Source organism: Corallococcus sp. AB032C, assembly GCF_003668935.1.
Lineage (GTDB): Bacteria > Myxococcota > Myxococcia > Myxococcales > Myxococcaceae > Corallococcus > Corallococcus exiguus.
On the sequence record NZ_RAWP01000152.1, the window covers coordinates 1 to 18900 of the forward strand.

The window sequence follows — 18900 nt, forward strand, 5'->3', positions numbered from 1 at the left end:
CCTCGGGCTGGGAAGCACTGCGTGTGGCGGTGGCGCTCCGGCGGACGAAACTGGGGATGTGACTGGCGGTACGGAAGCCCAGGGAACCGTCCCCGCGCCGGCCCCGGAGACGGCTGCTCCCTCGCCCGGAACCCAGGCACCCACGCAGGCGCCCTCTGCCGAGACTCCGGCGCCCGCGGCCCCGGCGGCGAGCCCCTGGTCGCTCAAGCAGGGCGGCCCGCAGGACGACACGGGCTCGGGGCTGGCGGTGGGTCGGGGCGGGGATGTGCTGTGGGTGACGTCCGGCACGCCGCGCGCGGATGAGGACCGGGACCAGGTGGACGGGGAGCGGTTGGTGCTGACGCTGTCCCGCTATTCGGCGGACGGGACGAAGCAGTGGGCGAAGGAGTTCGAGCGCAACCGCCTGTCGGACCTGCGCGTGGCGGGCTCCACGGGCACTGACGGCGCGGTGTTCCTGTCCGGCAACGCGTTCCTGTACTCGGCGGACTTCGGGCTGGGCGAGGCGCAGGACGGCTTCCTGGTGAAGTTCACGCAGGCCGGCGAGCCCGAGTGGCAGCGCCGCGTGGGCCAGAAGGTCTACGCGGTGGCGGCGGACGCGGCGGGCGGAGTCGTGGCCCTGGGCGAGGAGTGGACGACGGAGGCCCACACGCCCCAGCTGGTGCGCTACGCGGCGGACGGCACGGCGAGCTGGACGAAGACGTTCGACGGCGCGAGGGAGGGCACGCTGCTGTCGGCGGTGGCGCTGTCGGGGGCGGGCACGTCGGTGGTGGCCGGGCGGCTGGTGGGCCCGGTGACGGTGGACGGGCGCACGTTCGACGCCCGGGGCACGGGCGGCTTCGTGGTGCTGGCGTTCGGCGCGGACGGAGCGCTGGCGTGGGGCCGCGAGGTGCCGGGAGTGAACGGGCGCGTGGGCTCCGTGTCGGTGGGCGCGGACGGCACGGTGGCGGTGGCCGGCGAAGCGGTGGGCCTGCTGGTGTGGAATGGAGTCGCGCTGGATGAGGGCGGTCCGTTCGTGCTGACGGCGACGGCGGACGGGCAGGAGCGCTGGGTGAAGCAGCCCACGTGCGGCGCGACGTCGGTGGGCACGGTCGCGGCGGTGGAGCCCGCGGGCCCGGTGGCCACGGCGTGCGGCAATACCGTGACTCGCTACGCGGCGGACGGCGCGCTGCTGGGCACGAAGTCGCTGGCGCCGGAGGCGTGCGAGAGCGGCACGTGCTCGCTGGCGACGACGGCGCTGGTGGCGGCGCCGGAGTCCGGGCTGGTGGTGTCTGGCTGGCAGCGCGACGGCGCGGGCGACACGTGGAACCAGGATGCGTTCCTGCGGCTCGTGACGCCCTGAACCTGACGGAGCCGTGGGCCTACCCAGTCGCCAGGCCCACGGCGCGTACCGCGTCCTGCACGAGACCGCGGACCCATGCGTGCTTCGGGTCGCCCTCGTTCCCCAGATGCCAGGCCAGGAGCATCTCGAGGGGAGGACTCGAGACAGGCAGAGGCCGAAGTACGAGCCCGAGTGCCTTCGCGTGCGCGGTGGCGAAGCTGCGCGGAAGGACGGCGAGCCGGTCCGAGCCTGGAACGAGCGGCAGTGCCAGGGAGAACGTGGTCACCACACGCGTCACGCGACGCGAGAACCCCTCCTTCTCCAGGAGCACGTCGATGCCGCCGCTCTGGACGCGTTCATGGACGAGCTGCGCCACCGCGCGGCTCGCTAATCATCCCAGCTCATCGATGATGCACTTCGCCGCCTTCGCGCCCGTCTTGTAGGCGCCATGGGCCGTGCCATAGGCCGCCCGCCACAAGGCCTCTCCCGCGAAGAAGATCCGCCGGTTACTCAGCGGCTGGTCATAGAGGTGCTTCCGGGCTCCCTGTCCACCGGGCTTCGTGTACGAGTAGGCGCCCTGGGCCCAGGGGTCCTGGCTCCACCGGCTGATCAGATACTTGTTCTGATACAGCTTCCGGACATGGGGCCCCAGGACGGGCCCGAGCATCGCCGTCAGCTTGGTGAGCGCATGCTCGACGACGGCGGCATCTTTCTCGGCCTCCATCTTCCTGGCGAGCTTGCCACCCACGAAGCCGACCACCACGTTCTGGTCGTGCAGCTTGCACACGAACTTCCAGACATGGCCCGAGCTCGCGGGCTTCGGCCAGACCTCGTCATACGCCTCGATGCCCGGGAGCGTCTTGCGGAGCTGCTTCAGCTCCTTGGCTGAGATCTGCCCCTCGTAGGAGTCTGGATCGAAGATGTCGCTGGAGAACTTGAGGGCGACCTTCATGTAGGCCCCCAACGGAAGGTCCGCGAAGGCCTTCTGGGTCGCCAGGTCCAGGGGTGGAAGGAACTCGATTTCCTTGCTCGCGATGATGCTGGTGGGGACCGCGACCACGACGGCGTCTGGCGTGAACTTCAGGACGGGGCCCGCGATCACGGACGAGGTGACCACGGTCAGGGTGTCGTCCTGCCACCGGATCAGTTCCGCCACGGTGGTGAAGTGCACCGTCAGCTCATCGGTGTACTCCTCCACCAGCGCATCCCCATAGGCGCTGATCAGCTTGCCGAACCCACCTCGGGCAAGGCAGTTGTAGCTGGTCTCCGCGGCTTCGCCTTCATCGCCGTCCTCGGCGGCGTGGTCGTCTTCGTTCGCGCCCTGGTCGTCCTCGTCGACAACGTCGTCGTCGACCTCGTCTTCATCTTCGTCGTCAGCCTTCGCATCCAGGTCGACGGTGGAGAACTCCTCCAACTCGGCGCTCTCCTCGAGCGCCGCCAGCCGGGCGACGGCCACGGGATACCAGGGATCCTTGCGGTCGACCTTCGCCGCCTTGGCCCCCTCGCTGGCCGCGCTGTTCCGGTCCCCCGACTTCACGGAGTTCTCGAGCGCCGACTCCATCGTCTCCACGTGCTCCTTGAGCTTCTTCGAGCGATCGAGGGAGAGGTCCGCGGGGTCCAGGTAGAAGTCGCTCTTGATCTGCTTGTAGATCTTCACCTTCAGGCGCTTCGCCTCGGTGAACCAGGGATTGGCGGGCGAGTCGTGCAGCCACTGGCACCCCAGGTCGACCGGAAGGCCCATGGATTCATCGGTCCAGGCACGGCCACCGAACCGATGTCGCGCCTCGATGAGCGTGACCTGGTAGCCCTTGGCGAGCAGGTCATGGGTGGCTTTCAATCCCGCGGCACCGGCACCAATGACGACGACATGAGGCATCGGAATCCCCCTTGTGTCGGCCATCTTGCATCGCGCCCGGTGCGGTCGCTAGCAGCTCAGGCCGTCGCCGCGCCCAGCTTGAGGTCCCGGTTCAGCCCCGCGTCCTTGCGCACGCGCCAGATGTACTGGTCCAGGAAGTAGTGGTGCAGCGCGAAGCCCCAGATGAAGCCTTCCATCAGGTCCCTCAGCGTGAGCCCCGCGCCTCCCAGCGCCAGCTTCGTGTCGAACGCGCCGCAGCCCGGATGCACGCCCATGCCGCAGCCCATTGTCCGGTACACCAGCGTGAACGCGAGCCCGCAGAGCGCGTAGACGATGAAGCGCTGGCTCACCTTCGGCGCCCAACCGAACGCGGCGCGGTCCACGCCGTCCGCGTGGTAGCGGTTGCGGTGAAAGAACCAGACGACGCCGTGGTACTGCACGTTGTGGAACGCCGTCACCGCCACGGTGAACATCAGGAAGTCCATCCGCCGCGACACCGACGGCCAGAACACCAGCGACGTCAGCCCCAGCGCCGCGCCCAGCATCAACAACTTGGGCCCGTTCACCCCCAGGCCCCGGCGCCACCGCCACACCTGCCTCGCCGCCAGCACCCCCACCACCGCGAGCACCAACGCGAAGCACGCGTGCGCCACCCCGACCTCCCAGGTTGGCTCCGCCATCATCCCCAACCTGCGCCGCGCCCCCGGATGCGTCAGCGCGAACGCCACGAACGGCGCGAGCAACCCCACGTACAGGGTCACGCTGTCCAGCCGCCGGTCCCACGCGTCCCGCTCGCCGGCCTTGCGCTGGTAGAGCACCATGATGCCGTAGTGCTGCCGCACCACGTGCCAGTACGCCCACAGCGCCGCCAGCGTCACGAACACCGCGAACGGCCAGCGCTGCCCGGACAGCACTGACGCCGCGAACACCGCCGGCCCCGCCGCGAACCACGCCAGGCTGCCCCAGAGCAGCCTGGCTCGCGCCTTCCGCTCCCGAGCGTCCAGGTACGTGCGCGACACCGTCGCGAACAGGTGCGGCCCATCCAGCAGCAGCACCCATGCCCACCACAACGGCGGCCCGCTCACGCCCCCCAGCACGTGCAACGCCATCAGCGCCAGGCTCGCGCCCAGTCCCCCGACCGTGGAGAGCAGGTCGTGCCGTCGGTCCACCAACCACCGCGCATGCAGGGGAACCGGGGCGAAATGGGGAACCGCGTTCATCGAGGGACTCCCGTCCGGTGGACCCGGACCTCTTCCTGCGTGAAACGAAGTCCCAGGATAGCGGGGACATACAGGTAAGTCAGATGCGCACCTGAAGGTCTCGAACGGGCACCGGCCGGACGGGCAGGGGGCCAGAACCCCCTTGAGGGAATGGCCCCCGGACGCGACAGTGCTGAACCATGGATCAAGGTCGGCGTACCTCGGACCGCAAGTCGGTCGGTCTGTTGGTGAAGCTCAAGCATGAGAGCGTGGGGAGCTTCACCGAGGAGTTCGCCACCAACATCAGCCCCGGGGGCATGTTCATCCGCTCGCGCACGCCGCAGCCGGTGGGCACGCCCGTGCGCTTCGAGGTGCAGATCGCCAACGGCGTGCGCGTGCTCCAGGGCACCGCGACCGTGCGCTGGGTGCGCGATGTGAACGACCCCGCGGGGCCTCCGGGCATGGGGTTGCAGTTCCAGGAGCTGGATACCGCGAGCCGCGCGCTCGTGGAGCTGATGCTCCAGCGCAAGCCGGGTGCCGTGTCGGCCGCCGCGCCGCTGCCGTCCATTGCTCCGGTCGTGGCGCCGGGCATCGCGCCGTTGGCAGCGCCAGGAATCGCGCCGTTGACCGCTCCGGGCATCGCGCCGGTGCGTCCGCCCGTGGCCGTGCCGCCCGTTTCCTCTGCCGCCGCGCCCCGGCCCGCCGCCGTCCCCGCGCGCCCCACCGCCGTCGCACCGCCCGCGCAGCCGGCCGCGGGTGGTGCCGCGCTCGATTCGCTGTTCGATGACCTGGATGCCCCGTCCTCCAGCCCCGCTCCCGCCGCGGACGAGCCGCTGTCGCTGGGCGGCGCGGACGAGCCGTTCTCGTTGGGCGCGCCGGATGAGGACCTGGGGCTGGCTCAAGCGGACTCCGCGAACGACGTGGACATCCCGCTGGATGAGCTCATCGCGGGGACGCCTCCGCCCACCGTGCAGGGCGTGCTGTCGGGAGACGACGAGCCGTTGCCGGGGCTCGACTTCGAGTTCGAGGTTCCGGTCGTGGATGAGCCCATCGCCATGGGCCAGCCGCTAGAAGAGGTGCCCATCGAGGTGGGGCTCTCCGTGGAGGACGACGCGGCTTTGGACGCGGGCGACGCGGGTGGATTCGAGCTGGATTTCTCGGATGTCGCCCCCGCGCCGCCGCCTCGTGCCGCGCCGGTGCCTCCGCCGCCTGTGCAGCGCGCGGCCCCGCCGCCTCCGCCCGCCGCGATGCCGGTCGTGCCGCCGGTGGCTCCCGCCAAGCCCTCTGGCGGCAGCGCCGAGTTCGACTTCGACCTGTCATCCCTGGACGACGAGGCTCCGCTGGAGCTGGCGCGCGAACCCACGTCCTCGCCGGGCCGTCAGCGGCCGTTGGGACGTGAACCCGCGTCCTCGCCCGGCCGTGCCGCAGCGCCGGGTCTGGGGCGTGAGCCTGGATCCGCCGCCGGCCGTGCTCCGGGTCTTGGACGCGAGCCTGGATCCGCGGCGGGTCGCGCCGCCGCGCCGGGCCTGGGACTTGAGCCTCGCTCTTCTGGAGGTCGTCCCGCGGTGCCAGGCCTGGGACTTGAGCCTGGATCCGCCGCCGGCCGTGTCGCCGCGCCGGGACTGGGGCGCGAGCCTGGATCCGTCGCGGGTCGCGCCGCCGTGCCAGGTCTGGGACGTGAGCCCGGATCCGCTGCTGGACGTCCCTCCGTGCCGGGTCTGGGCCTGGAGCCTGGATCCGCGGCGGGCCGTGCCCCGGGCCTGGGCCGCGAGCCTGGATCCGTGGCGGGCCGTCCCACGGCGCGCGCTCCCGGTGAGCTGCCGTTGGAGCCCGGCTCCTTCGCCAACCGCCCCGCCGCGCCCGGCCTGGGCCGCGAGCCCGGCTCAGCCGCGGGCCGCGCTCCCGACCTCTCCCAGGAGCCTGCGTCGTCCTGGGGCCGCGCTGTCCCGCAGCAGCCTCCCGCGCCGCAGCCGCCTCCCGCGCAGCGCCCGTCTGGCGGCAGCGCCGAGTTCGACCTGGACCTGTCCATCGACGACGACGGGCCGTTGGAACTGGCGCGCGAGCCCGTGTCCTCTTCGGGCCGTCCCGCCGCGCGGCCCATGGCTCCGCCGCCGCCGAGCGTGCTTCCTCCGTCCGTGCGTCAGGCCCCGCCCGCGCCCGCTGCTCCGATGGCCCCCGCGACGCTCGCGCCCGCCGCCGCGCCGGTGGCCTCCGCGCCGCCTCCCCTGGACGCCAACGGCCAGGTGCGCCCCATCTACCTCACGCCGCCGCAGACGCTGGCCGGCACGGGGCCGGTCATCGGCATCGACCTGGGCACCACCAACTCCTGCGTGGCGCTGCTGTCCAACGGCCGGCCCGTCGTGCTCCGCTCGCGCGAGGGCTACAACACCATCCCGTCCGTCATCTCGCTGAGCGCGCAGAACAAGCTGCTCGTCAGCCACCGCGCGAAGAACCAGCTCGTCCTGCGGCCCACGCACACCATCTACGGCGCGAAGCGCCTGGTGGGACGTCCCTACGACAGCGCCGTGGTGAAGCAGGTGCGCGAGCGCTTCCACTACGAAATCACCCCCGACGCCGCCGGCCGCGCCGCCGTGCGCCTGGGCACCGACGTGCTGTCGCTGGAAGAGGTGCAGGGCATCATCCTGCGCGAGTGCAAGGAGATGGCCGAAACCCACCTCAACCAGAAGGTGGAGCGCGCCGTGGTGACGGTGCCGGCCTACTACTCCGAGCCCCAGCGTGAAGCGGTCCGCAAGGCGGGCGCGATGGCCGGCCTCAAGGTGGAGCGCATCCTCAACGAGCCCACGTCCGCGGCGCTCGCGTACGGCCTCAACCGCGAGCTCAACAAGAAGGTGCTCGTCTACGACCTGGGCGGCGGCACCTTCGACGCGACCATCCTGCGCATCGAGAAGAACGTCTTCGAGGTGCTGGGCACCGGCGGCGACATCTTCCTGGGCGGTATCGACTTCGACAACCTCATCGTCGACTTCCTCCTGGAGCGCTTCCAGGAGAAGGAAGGCATCGCGTTCAACGGGGACGGTATCGCCCTGTCGCGCGTGGGTGACGCCGCCGAGCGCGCGAAGATGGCGCTGTCCGAGCGCAGCACCTTCGAGGTCCACATCCCCATGTTGATGATGGACGACGCAGGCCGTCCCCGGGACCTGCGCGTGACGATGTCGCGCCAGGACCTGGAGATGATCTGCGACCCGTTGCTCAACCGCACCATCGACGTGGTGCGCGACGTGCTCCTGGACTCCAAGCTGAAGGCCTCGGAGGTGGACGACATCATCCTGGTGGGCGGCATGAGCCGCATGCCGCTGGTGCGCGACAAGCTCAAGGGCCTCTTCAGCAAGAACGCGCAGGCGAGCGTCAACGCGGACGAGGCCGTGGCGCTGGGCGCGGCGCTGTACTCGGGCTCGGTGGACAAGGTGAGCAGCGTGGTGCTCATCGACGTGCTGCCCATGACCATTGGCGTGGCCATGCCCGGCGGCGGCTTCAAGCGCGTCATCGAGCGCAACAGCCCGCTGCCCACGCAGCGCTCGTTCGCCATCAGCACGTCGCAGGACAACGAAGAGCGGATGGAGCTGTCCGTCTTCCAGGGCGAGGACAACCACATCTCCGCCAACGAGTACCTGGGCACCGTGCGCATGGAAGGTCTCCCACGAGGCCCCAAGGGCTCCGTGCGCGTCGCCGTGACGCTCAAGCTCGACTCCGAATGCGTGCTGCACGTGGAGGCGCGTGAGTATTCGACGCGCAAGGAAGTGAAGGCGACGCTCGCCACGCGCTACTCGCCGGAGGAGCTCCAGAAGCAGCTCCAGGTGAGCAAGGAGGCGGTGAGCGCCGCCGAGGAGCGCCGGGGCGCGGACCTCAAGGAGCGCGCGGGCCGCTTCTGGGGGTTCGTGAAGAAGGCGCTGGGCCGCAAGTAGACTGGGTTCCATGACCGCCTCGGCCCCCCGCTACATGGCGCGCTTCCGTTGCATCGCGGAAGCGTGCGAGGACACCTGCTGCGCGGGGCTCACCGTGCCCATCAGCGAGTCGCGCTGGAGCCTGCTGCGCCAGAAGGTCGCGGGTACACCGGACGAAGCGCGCGTCGCGGGGCTGATTACTCCGAACCCGGATGGAGCCACGGGGCAGCAGGCGGGCATCCTGGGCAAGCGCGCGGATGGGCACTGCTCCTTCCTGGATGAGGCGAAGCTGTGCTCGCTCCAGCGCCGCTACGGTGAAGCAGTGCTGCCGGACGGTTGCTCCGTCTTCCCTCGAGTGCTCACTCGCTGGGGCGCGCAGGTGGAGATGGCCGGGTCGCTCGCGTGTCCGGAGACGGCGCGCCTGTGCCTGCTGGCGGAGGACGCGCTGGTGCGCGAGCCCGTGCCCGAGGAACAGGCCCTGCGTCCACAGGTCGCGCGGCAGGTGGCGGCGGGGGACGACGCGTGGACGGCCCACGCGGACACCGTGCGCGAAGCGATGCTGCGGCTCTTGAATCGGCGCGAAGTCCCGTTCGCCGCGAGGCTGTACGCGCTGGGCCGCATGGCATTGGACCTGGGCGACTTCTACTTCCCGGGGACCACGGCGTTCGCTTCATCGGATGCAGAGCGGCTCACGGGCATCCTCGGCGAGTACGAATCCACGGACACCCTCGCGTCCTTGAGCGCGCAGCTCGAAGCGCTGGAGCTGCCCGGAGGCCCGTGGGCCGGCATCTGCGGCGCCGTGCTCCGTTCACGCGAGGCCGCCGTGAGCAGCCCGCGCTTCCTCTCTCTGATGAACGCCGTGCGCGAGTCCTACGGCGGCGCGGACACGCATCCAGACCAGGCGTGGGAACTCCATGCCGCGCGGCGCTCCGCCCTGGAGTCCCTGCACGGCGAGCGCGTGCACCAGTACTTCCTGCACCACGCGCTCAACCACGTCCTGCGCCACCCGTTCACCGAGGCCGAGAGCCTCCTGAACGCCGTGTTCCTGCTCGTGCTGCGCGCCTCCGTGGTGCGCTGGGTGCTGCTCGGGCACCCGGCCGTGGTGGCGCTGCTGGAGGCTCCCGGTACGCCCGAGGCCGCGCTGGACGCCGCCGCCGTGGAGGCGTTCCAGGTCGTCGCCAAGCACGTGGAGCAGGCGCCCTCGTTCCTGGACTTCGCCAAGGGGCTGGCTGGCGAAGGTCCGGAGACCTTCGCGCGGCTGCTCATCCTGGTGAAGGGCCTGTAGCTCCCGTCAGCCCTGCTGCTTCGGCTTCGCGCCCAGCTGCTCCATGGCCTTCTGGAACGACGGGTACTCGTGCGCGCCCTGGATGGCCACCTTCTCCCCCAGGATGAACGTGGGCACCGCGCGGATGCCCATCTCCTGCGCCTCGCGCACGGCCTGCTCCACCACCTGGCGGAAGCGGCCCTCCTCCACGGCGCGCTGCAGTTCGTCCGGATCCAACCCGGCCTCCACGCCCGCGCCCCGGAGCGTGTCCCACTGCCAGAGGTCCTGACCCTCGCTCCAGTACCGGCGCAGCACCGCTGCGTGGAAGGGGGCCAGCTTGCCCTCGGCCCGGGCGTACTCCGCCGCTTCGTGCGCCCGGCGCGTGGACGGGATGATGTCCCGGTGCACCATCTTCAGCCCGGCCTTCGCGGCGCGGAGCTTGAGCGGGTTGTTGGGGTCCTTCATCCCCTCGCGCACGTACTCGGGCAGCGGCAGCCCTTCCGGCGGCGTCTCCGGGCGCAGGAAGTAGGGATGCCACTCCACCTGGACGTCGTACTCCTTCTTCACCTTCTCGACCTCGGCGAGGCCGACGTAGCACCAGGGACAGACGAAGTCGGACCAGACGTGGATGACGACGGGCGTGGACGTGGACATGGCCCTGCCTAACATCGCCGCATCGCGGCAGCCACCCGGAGTGGCCCGCGCGCGCCCCTTCCCACACTTCGTCTGTGGACAGCCCGCCTTCCCACGGGCACGGTCCGGGTTCCATCTCTCCGGAGGAACCTTCCGTGCCCCTGTCGCTCTTCGCGGCCCTGGCGCTCGGCGCCAACCCCGCGCCCGCGCCTCATCCGTTCAATCAACAGGACCTGGTCACGCTGCGCCGGCTCAGCAGCCCGCGTGTCTCGCCCGACGGCCGCCAGGTCGCCTACGTCCTGCGCTCCACCGACATGGAGATGAACCGCGGGCGCACCGACCTGTGGCTCGCCAACCTGGACGGCTCCGAGCCGCGCCAGCTCACCTCCCATCCGGACAGCGACACCGACCCTGTCTGGGCTCCGGACGGCAAGAGCCTCTACTTCCTGTCGTCGCGCGGTGGCTCGTCGCAGGTGTGGCGCCTGCCGGTGGATGGCGGCGAACCGCTCCCCGTCACGAAGCTGCCGCTGGACGTGAACAGCTTCGTGTTGTCGCGTGACGGCCAGCAGCTCGCGGTGGCGCTGGACGCGCGCCCCGACTGCGCGGACCTCGCGTGCAACACCCAGCGCGCCGCCGAGGCCTCCAAGAAGAAGACCACCGGCCGCGCGTATGATCAGCTCTTCGCCCGCCACTGGGACACCTGGAAGGACGGCACGCGTTCGCACCTGTTCGTCGTCCCCGTGGCCGGCGGCACGGCCGTGGACGTGATGAAGGGCATGGACGCGGACGCGCCCAGCAAGCCCTTCGGTGGCGCGGAGGAGTTCACCTTCACCCCGGACGGCAAGAGCCTCGTCTTCGCCGCGCGCGACGTGGGCGCCACCGAGTCGTGGTCCACCGACCTGGACCTGTTCCTCGCGCCCGTCGACGGAAAGACGAAGCCGCGCAAGCTCACGGAGAAGAACCGCGCCACGGACACCAGCCCCGTGTTCAGCCCGGACGGCAAGACGCTCGCGTACGTGGCCATGTCCCGCCCTGGCTTCGAGGCCGACCGCTTCCGCGTCATCCTGCGCACGTGGCCGGGTGGCCAGGAGCGCGTGCTGACCCAGGACTGGGACCGCTCGGCTGGCTCGCTCGCGTGGAGCAAGGACGGCGCCACGCTCTTCACCACCGCCAACGACGTGGGGCAGAACACCGTGTTCGCCCTGGACGTGGCCACCGGCAAGGCGCGCGGGCTCACCCAGGGCGGCAACGCGGACGGCGCCCAGCCCGCGGCGGACGGCCAGGTCGTCTACGCGATGGATGACCTGGACTCGCCGGCGGACCTGTACGCGGTGAAGGCGGACGGCACCGGCGCGCGGCAGCTCACCCAGGTGAACAAGGACGCGCTCGCGGGCCTGAAGTTCGGCGCCTTCGAGCAGTTCAACTTCCCGGGCTGGAACAACGAGACGGTGCACGGCTACGTGGTGAAGCCCGTGGACTTCGACCCGAAGCGCCAGTACCCGCTGGCCTTCCTCATCCACGGCGGACCGCAGGGCAGCTTCGGCAACCACTTCCATTACCGGTGGAACCCGCAGGTGTACGCGGGCCGTGGCTACGTGGCGGTGATGATCGACTTCCACGGCTCCACCGGCTACGGCCAGGCCTTCACGGACTCCATCTCCGGGGACTGGGGCGGCAAGCCGCTGGAGGACCTGCAGAAGGGCCTGAACGCCGCGCTCCAGAAGTACTCCTTCATCCACAAGACGAAGCGGTGCGCGCTGGGCGGCAGCTACGGCGGGTACATGATCAACTGGATCGCCGGCAACTGGGCGGACGGTTTCCAGTGCCTCGTGAACCACGACGGCATCTTCGACGAGCGCGCCGCCTACTACGACACCGAGGAGCTGTGGTTCCCCGAGTGGGAGCACAAGGCGCTGCCCTGGGAGAAGCCGGAGTCGTACGAGAAGTTCAACCCGGTGAACCAGGTGGCGAAGTGGAAGACGCCCATGCTCGTCATCCACGGCGGCAAGGACTACCGCGTGGTGGACACGCAGGGCATCGCCACCTTCACCGCGCTCCAGCGCCGCGGCATCCCGTCCCGCTTCCTGTACTTCCCGGACGAGAACCACTGGGTGCTCAAGCCGCAGAACAGCATCCAGTGGCACGACGAGGTGCTGGGCTGGCTGGACCGCTGGACGCGCAAGTAGCGCGCCCGGCGGAACGTGAGCCCTGGGGCGTCGCGCCCCAGGGTTTCATGCAGGTTTCAGGGAATGCCGAAGCAGTCGTCGATGCAGCTGGCGATGACCTCCGCGCAGGTGCGGTCGGAGATGCACTGCGAGCACTCCGCGGTGCGCTCGCGGCGTTTGTCCTGCTCGCTCTCCTTCTCTTCCTCCCAGGCGCCAACCTTCTCGGCGCACTTGCCGGTGTCCAGGTCGGAGTCGAAGCACTGCTTGCGGTAGTCGCAGATGGCGTCGGCGTCGTTGGAGCAGCCGGTGAGGAGCAGCACGGAGACACAGGAGGCCAGGGCAATCAGTCGTGACATGGCCCGGCACTATGCACGCGGATGACGCCTCCCGTGAATGCACTTCAAGGGAGGCGCCGCGCACTTCACCGCTGCTGCATTACTTCGTCTTCGTCGCACCGCCGGTGGAGCCGTGGTCCATGGATCCGTGCTCCATGGTGCCGCCCTGCGTGCCGGCGCCGCCCACGCCCATGGCGTCGTCCAGCTTGCCCAGCGTCTGGTAGGCCATGTCGCGATGCCGGGGCAGTTCCTGGGTGAGGTTCGTGAGCAGCGTGGCCAGCTCGCCCGTGGCGCCCATGCCCTGCTGGGCGGCCATCACCTTGCCGATGGCGGCGTCATGCGCGCCAACCTGTCCGGCCATGTACGTCGAGTCGAACGGCGCGCCCTTCAGCGCCTGGAGCTTCTCCATGTCCGCCTTGTCCGCGGCCATGGCCTTCTTCTCCATGTCGTTGGTGGCCTTGGGCATCTCCGCCAGCTTCATGTTCTGCGACTTCGCATAGTCCATGACCTTCTGGTCGGCGGTCGTGTGCGCGTCGACCATCGCCTTGGCGTAGGTCTGCACGTCCGGGTTCTGCGAGTTCTGCTGCGCGAGCTTCGCCTGCTTGATCTCCGACTGGTTGATGTAGTGCAGGCGCTCCAGGAAGGCCTTTGGATCCGCGGGGACGATGAAGCCCTTGAACTCCACCGTGCCCTTGGCGACGGGGGGCGTCTTCTCTCCGACCGGCGGGTTGGCGGACGTGGCGCTCTGGGCCAGCGAGACACCGCCGGTGAAGAGGACCGCGGCGAGGGTGACTCCATGCAGGGTGCGCTTCATTGGGTGCTGCTCCTTTTCAGGGCCTCGGATGTGAGGCGGGTCAAGGTCGGTGGACCGGACACACTTCCGGATCCGCGCGGCGCACGTTGGAGCAGGGCGCGACAGCGAACCCAGTGGGTGGGCGGCCGGACGTGTGCCAATTCACGTTGCGTCCCGGACCCGGTGCGGCAGTCGACAGCACCACTGCCCCCGGGAGCGGGCGCGGACGTTCAGCACCACACGGCTGTCTGGGAACGCCATCCCGTCCTCCTCGTGCCCGGAAAGCTACGCATCCCGGGAGGGAGGGAAGAGAAGGGAGGCAGGGCCCCGGCTGGCTGGCCGCCGGGGAGGAGGGCTACTTCGCGGGCTGCGGCGCCGGCTTCGGAGCGTCGGGTGTGCCGGCGGGGACGTTCTTCGTCTCGGACAGCTCGTCCTCGGCGCGCAGGAAGGCCTGGGCGGCGCGGTCCACGTCGTCGGGCTTGAGGCCCGTGAGGTTGGCGGCGGCCCCGCGCGTGCGAGACGCGAGCGCCGTCTCCCCCAGCGCGCCGTGGATGCGCGTGAGGGCCACGTGGATCTCCGGGTCGAACGGATCCGACGCCAGCGCCTCCAGGTACGCCGTCTTCGCCTTCGGGTAGTCCTTGCGGAACAGCAGGATGCGGCCCAGGTGCACGTTGGTGGAGGGCGAGCCCGGGTGCATGCGCAGCGAGCCGCGCAGGACGGACTCCGCCTCATCCAACCGGCGCAGCTCCAGCAGCGCGAGCGCGAACTTGTTCGACAACGACTCGTACTTGTCGCCCACCAGCTTGTGCGCCCGCGCGTACTCCTCCGCGGCGGCCTTCACGCGGTTGCGCTCGCGCAGCACCTCACCCAGATGCGCGAACTTGCGAGCGGGCACTTCGGTCACCTCGGCGAAGCCGCCGAAGGAGATTTCACGCCCCTTCTTCTCGCTGTCCTTCTGAGCGCCCTTGGCGTCCTCCTTGAGCACCACGCGATCGTCGCGCGGCACCAGCTCCTGCGGGAAGGGCTGCTTCTTCACGTAGGACAGCCACGTCTTCTCGAAGAGGGGGAAGGGCATGCCCGTCGCCACCTCCACGGCCTTCTTGTCCGGCTGGCCCGCCTTCAGCTCCTGGAGCAGGGCGCGCAGGCCCGCGGTGCCCTTGGTGCCGTGGATGTAGTCGATGGCGTAGAACACCTCCGCGAACGCGGTGGCCGCGTCCTCCGCCGTGGGCAGCATGGCGATGGAGGGGTGCATCTTCTCGAAGGGGATGAGCTTGTCCTCCTTCACGCGCTTGCCCAAGAGCGCCTGCGTGGAGGGCGTCATGGCCAGGCCCCCCTTGCCGCGCCAGCGCGACTCCAGGAACTTGGCCAGGCCTTCGTGCAGCCAGATGGGCACGGTGTTGTGGGACATCTGGCTGACCACCAGGTGCACATACTCGTGCGCCAGCGTGTCCTGCCAGTCGTAGCCCTGCGCCACGGCCTTGGGGCTCGTGACCATCAGCTTGTTGAACTTACAGATGGCGATGGTGCCCGTGGTGCGGATCTGCTTCTCCGTCAGCGTGCTGACGCGGGACAGCTCGCGCGCGTTGTTCACCACCTCCACGCGCACCTTGCCCGGCGGCGTCCAGCCCAGGTCCTCCGCGAGCGCCCGGTGGATGGCCTCCAGCGTCTCCAGCGCGTAGGGCACCAGAATCTCTTCCTTGCCCTTCGGGTAGAAGAAGATGAAGTGCTCGCTCTCCGCGCGCTGGTGGTCCTTGACGATGGTGCGCGTGTCCTTGGCGAGGCGCAGGTAGCTGCCCGGCTTGTCCTCGATGTTGGCGCCTTCCAGCAGCGTCACCGCGTCTTCGTACTGGCCCTCCTCGAAGGCCACGCGCCCCTGGAAGTACTTCAGGGGCTCCAGCTCGGACGGTACGCGCTGCTCGACCTCGGCCAGCTCGCGGCGGGCGCTTCCCACGTCCCAGTCGTCCAGCGACTGCTCCACCTTGCCCAGCCGCTGCTTCACCTCTTCCTTGAGGGCGGCGTCGGGTGGCTGCGCGAAGGCCGTGGGGACGGCGAGGAGGAGGGCGCACAGGACGCCCAGGCCCGGGATGGTCGCGTGCATGCGGCGGCTCACTTCACCAGCTCCTCGTAGTAGCGCTTCACCTGTTCGCGGTACTTCTCCGGCGCGCCCTGCTTCATCGCGTCCAGCAGGTCCTTGCGGAACTCGCGAGGCGCCTGGAACGCGTCCTCGTCCGGCAGCTCCACCTTGTCCTGCGGGTTGCGGCCGTTGCCTTCCTGGCGGCGGCCAGAGCCCATGGGCATGGGCAGCCCGCGGCCGCCCTTGCGACCCTGCTGGCTCTGCTGCATCTGCTGCTGGAAGCGCTTGAGGCCTTCCATGGCGGCCTGCTGTTCGCCGTAGCCGCGGCCGGGGTCCTTGCCCTGCATGCGCTGGGACGCCTCGCCCATGCGCTGGCCAATCTCATCCATCTGCTGGCCGGCTTCTTCGCCGAACAGCGGCGCCGTCTGCTCCATGTCCTCCATCTGCTGGCGCAGGCCCTGCGCGCGCTGCTCCAACTGCTGCTGGCGCTGGCCCAGCTGCTGGAGCTGCTGCTTCTCCTGCGGCGACAGCTGCGAGCCCGGCGGCGGGAAGAGGTTTTGCAGCTGCTGGCTCACGTCCGACACGTCGCGCGAGTCCTTCTTGAGCTGCTCCGCGAGCTTCGCGGACTGCTGACGCACCTCCGGCGGGTTGCCGAACATCTCATCCAGCTGGCGCTGCTGCTCGCCCATGCTGGACAGCTGGCGCGCGGCGTCCTCGGCGCGCGCGGCGGACTCCGCGGCGAGGTCGAAGTCGTCCACCTTGAGCGCGTTCTCCACGTTGCGCAGCTCGGACTGGGCCTCTTCCAGCGGGCGGGCCGCGCGGCTGTTGAGCCGGCCTGGATCGAGCTTCTGGTAGTCCTCCTGCACCTGCTTCAGCTTGCGGTTCAGCTCGTCCTTGAGGGCCTGGCCCTTCTCCTTGAGCCGGTCGCGGTTCTGCCCGCGGGCCTGGTCGCGCAGGGCGCGCGTCTGCTCGGCGACCTTCTGCTGCTCGCTCATGGTGCCCTGCAGGTCGTCCATGAACTTGCCGAACTTCTCCGCCAGCTCCGGGTACTGCTCCGCGCCGAAGTCCTCCTGGGACTTGTCCATGGACTCGAGCATCTCGTCCATCTGCATGCCCAGCTCCTGGAGCTTCGCCAGGGCCTCGTCCGCCTTGCCCTCCTGCATCAGGCGCTCGACTTCATCCATGGCGCCCTGCATGTCCTCCTGCTGCATCATCTCCGACAGCGCCTCCGCGTTGAGGTGCTCGTCGCGGATGCCCTTGCGCAGCTCGGCCATGCGCTGCATCAGCTCCTGGATGCGCGACTTGAGCTGTTGGATCTGCTGCATCACCTGCTCGCGCGCGGCCTCGTCCGGGTTGGCCTTGAACTGCTCGATGAGGCGCGACAGGTCGCGGCGCTCGTTGGCCAGCTGCTTCGTCATCTCCTGGAGCGCCTCCAGCTTCTGCCGGTCCAGCAGCGACTCCAGGTAGAGGATGTCGCGCTCCAGGCCCTCGATTTCGTCCTCCACCACGGCGGTGAGCCGGGTGCCGGTGCCCCAGTCCTCGCCGCGCGCGCGCTGGGTGCGCAGGTACAGGCGGCGGAAGTCGGAGGTGGTGCCCACGCTGCGCTTGAGCTCTCCGCCGATGTTCAGGAGCGCGGAGACGATCTCCTTGGGCACGTCCTTCTCCCGCGACAGCTCGGCGCCTTGAGCGCGGAAGTCGTCCGCGAGCTGCTGGCCGCTGGTGTCCGCGGACTTCGCGGTCTCCACCGCGGTCGCGTCCTTCTGCTTCGCGCGGTCGGGCCCCTCCAGGCGGTCCGCCAGGTGGTCCACGAGGCGGCCCCACAGGACTTCGGCCTTCTCCAGGGCCGCGCGGCGGTGCTCGGCGGCGCTGTAGACGCGCAGGGTCTGCGTGCGGCTGACGCCCTTCTTAGGGCCCTCCACCGCGTCGTTGTCCTTCGCCTCCACGTAGTAGGTGATGCGGTCGCCGGGCGCGGGCTTGAGCGGGCCCAGGTCCCAGTTGAAGGTGCCCCGGCTGCGGCGGCTGTCCTCGCGCGGCAGGTTCACGCGCGTCTCCTGCTTCGCGCCGGGCACGCGGTACACCAGCGCCAGGCCGGACAGGCCGTAGTCGTCGGTGGCCTCGAACTTGAGCGTCACCTTCTGGCCGGGGTCGACTTCAATCTCCGTGGACGGCGTGAGCAGCGTCACCTGGGGGGACTTGTCCGCCTCCACGGTGAGGGGGATGTCCGGGCCCACCGCGAGCGGCTTCGCGCGCGAGGCATAGAAGACGAAGTGGTAGTGGCCGCCCTGCTTCGCGACGAAGCTGCCGGTGAGCTCGCGGCCGCCGGTGACGGTGAGGGGCAGCACCTGGTCGTTGACGACGACCTCCGCGCGCTCGATGGGGCGGTCCGAGCGCGTCTTCAGCGCGACCTCGGTGCCGGCGGGCGCGCTGACCTCGCCGTTGGTGCCGGGCACGGTGCGCGGCGCGAGGCCGGTGTACGCGGGGTAGCGGTAGGTCAGCTCGATGTCGCCGGTGATGGGCTCCGCCTGCGCGGCGGTCTCCGGACGCGAGGCCTGCTCGCGCAGGTGCTTCCAGCCCGCGACCCACCGGCCGCCCACGAAGAACATCAGCACCGCGAGCGCCAGCACCCCGCCGCCGCACGCCATGGCCACGCGGCGCAGCGGCTGGCGGTCCACCACCAGCCCGGGGTCCACCGTGCGGGCGCGCTCGTCCATCTGCCGCAGGAACGCGTCCGCGAGCTGGGGGGACCAGCCGGCCTCCTCACGGCGCTCGCGCGACAGCTCCACCGCGGCGAGCACGTCCAGCGACAGCTCCGGGCGGCGCTGGCCCACGAGACGGGCGGTGCGCGCGTCGTCGCCCACCTGCCGGTGCGCGAGCACGACGCCGAAGACGTAAGCCACCGCCGCGCCCACGGGCAGGGCGAGCCACATGAGCCCCTGGGCGAGCCCCGGCACCGCCCGGCCCAGGAGGCCCGTGGCGAACAGGAGCACGAGGGCCGCGACGGCGCCCAGCAGCAGGCCCTGGGCCCAGAGCTGGCGGCGCTGGCGGGCGCGCACCTGGGCGAGCAGCTCCGCCACGCCTCCGGAGCGCGCTTCACGCCGGGCCTGGGGAGGCGGGGCCGGAGGAGGCGGCGGGGGCGGCAGCTCGGGGGCTGGGCTCTGCGGTGTCTCGAGGTTCACGCTGGCTTGTCCGCTCGTCGGTCGCGAGCCAACCCCGGGCGGGGCCGACTATTTCCCAATTGTGGCGCACTCCCGCCGTCTTCGCGCGTGCATCGCCGGGGCGGAGGACAGAAAGGGAGGAGCCTGTGTCCGCCGCACGAAGGAGGGGCGGACGGCAGGGTTCTGGGGACAACGCGGAAGGGGGAC

Annotated in this window: 12 protein-coding genes; 4 read left to right on the forward strand and 8 right to left on the reverse strand. The window is 70.3% G+C overall.

The annotated features are described in order from the left end of the window. Positions 1 to 1339: hypothetical protein (locus tag D7X99_RS38340; RefSeq protein WP_233614044.1), on the forward strand; the 1339-nt coding region annotated here is incomplete at its 5' end. 19 nt (positions 1340 to 1358) lie between these two features. Here D7X99_RS38340 and D7X99_RS38345 read toward each other — a convergent pair. The 3 genes from D7X99_RS38345 to D7X99_RS38355 are packed head-to-tail and all read right to left on the reverse strand — an operon-like array spanning position 1359 to position 4393. Next, positions 1359 to 1694 carry a LysR substrate-binding domain-containing protein gene (locus tag D7X99_RS38345; protein ID WP_121782084.1) on the reverse strand — a complete coding sequence of 112 codons (336 nt, stop codon included), beginning with the start codon at positions 1692 to 1694 and terminating at the stop codon, positions 1359 to 1361. 15 nt (positions 1695 to 1709) lie between these two features. Continuing rightward, positions 1710 to 3194, reverse strand: a complete 1485-nt coding sequence (locus D7X99_RS38350) for an NAD(P)/FAD-dependent oxidoreductase (RefSeq protein WP_158627140.1) — start codon at positions 3192 to 3194, stop codon at positions 1710 to 1712. A 56-nt stretch (positions 3195 to 3250) separates the two neighbouring features. Beyond that, positions 3251 to 4393 carry a hypothetical protein gene (locus D7X99_RS38355; RefSeq protein ID WP_121782086.1) on the reverse strand — a complete coding sequence of 381 codons (1143 nt, stop codon included), beginning with the start codon at positions 4391 to 4393 and terminating at the stop codon, positions 3251 to 3253. Between the two features lie 179 nt (positions 4394 to 4572). Between D7X99_RS38355 and D7X99_RS38360 the strand changes: the two genes are divergently transcribed. Further along, complete coding sequence (locus tag D7X99_RS38360) at positions 4573 to 8295, forward strand: TIGR02266 family protein (protein ID WP_121782087.1); 3723 nt, start codon at positions 4573 to 4575, stop codon at positions 8293 to 8295. Between the two features lie 10 nt (positions 8296 to 8305). Next, positions 8306 to 9559, forward strand: a complete 1254-nt coding sequence (gene fliB / locus D7X99_RS38365; protein ID WP_121782088.1) for a flagellin lysine-N-methylase — start codon at positions 8306 to 8308, stop codon at positions 9557 to 9559. 6 nt (positions 9560 to 9565) lie between these two features. Here the strand turns inward: fliB and D7X99_RS38370 are convergent, their stop codons facing one another. Continuing rightward, positions 9566 to 10192 carry a DsbA family protein gene (locus D7X99_RS38370; RefSeq protein WP_233597274.1) on the reverse strand — a complete coding sequence of 209 codons (627 nt, stop codon included), beginning with the start codon at positions 10190 to 10192 and terminating at the stop codon, positions 9566 to 9568. Between the two features lie 134 nt (positions 10193 to 10326). On the opposite strand from D7X99_RS38370, the gene D7X99_RS38375 reads away from it, so the two are divergent. Continuing rightward, positions 10327 to 12357 carry a S9 family peptidase gene (locus tag D7X99_RS38375; protein ID WP_121782089.1) on the forward strand — a complete coding sequence of 677 codons (2031 nt, stop codon included), beginning with the start codon at positions 10327 to 10329 and terminating at the stop codon, positions 12355 to 12357. A 56-nt stretch (positions 12358 to 12413) separates the two neighbouring features. Here the strand turns inward: D7X99_RS38375 and D7X99_RS38380 are convergent, their stop codons facing one another. The 4 genes from D7X99_RS38380 to D7X99_RS38395 form a co-directional block, all read right to left on the reverse strand. After that, positions 12414 to 12692, reverse strand: coding sequence for a hypothetical protein (locus tag D7X99_RS38380; RefSeq protein WP_120598838.1), 279 nt, complete (start codon positions 12690 to 12692; stop codon positions 12414 to 12416). 79 nt (positions 12693 to 12771) lie between these two features. Next, a complete protein-coding gene (locus D7X99_RS38385; RefSeq protein ID WP_121782090.1) occupies positions 12772 to 13485 on the reverse strand; it encodes a DUF4142 domain-containing protein in 714 nt (237 codons plus the stop codon). 334 nt (positions 13486 to 13819) lie between these two features. Beyond that, positions 13820 to 15562 carry a tetratricopeptide repeat protein gene (locus D7X99_RS38390; RefSeq protein WP_169827356.1) on the reverse strand — a complete coding sequence of 581 codons (1743 nt, stop codon included), beginning with the start codon at positions 15560 to 15562 and terminating at the stop codon, positions 13820 to 13822. An 8-nt stretch (positions 15563 to 15570) separates the two neighbouring features. After that, positions 15571 to 18714 (reverse strand): DUF4175 family protein, encoded by a 3144-nt coding sequence (locus D7X99_RS38395; protein ID WP_121782092.1) that lies wholly within the window; start codon positions 18712 to 18714, stop codon positions 15571 to 15573. Positions 18715 to 18900 lie beyond the last annotated feature (186 nt).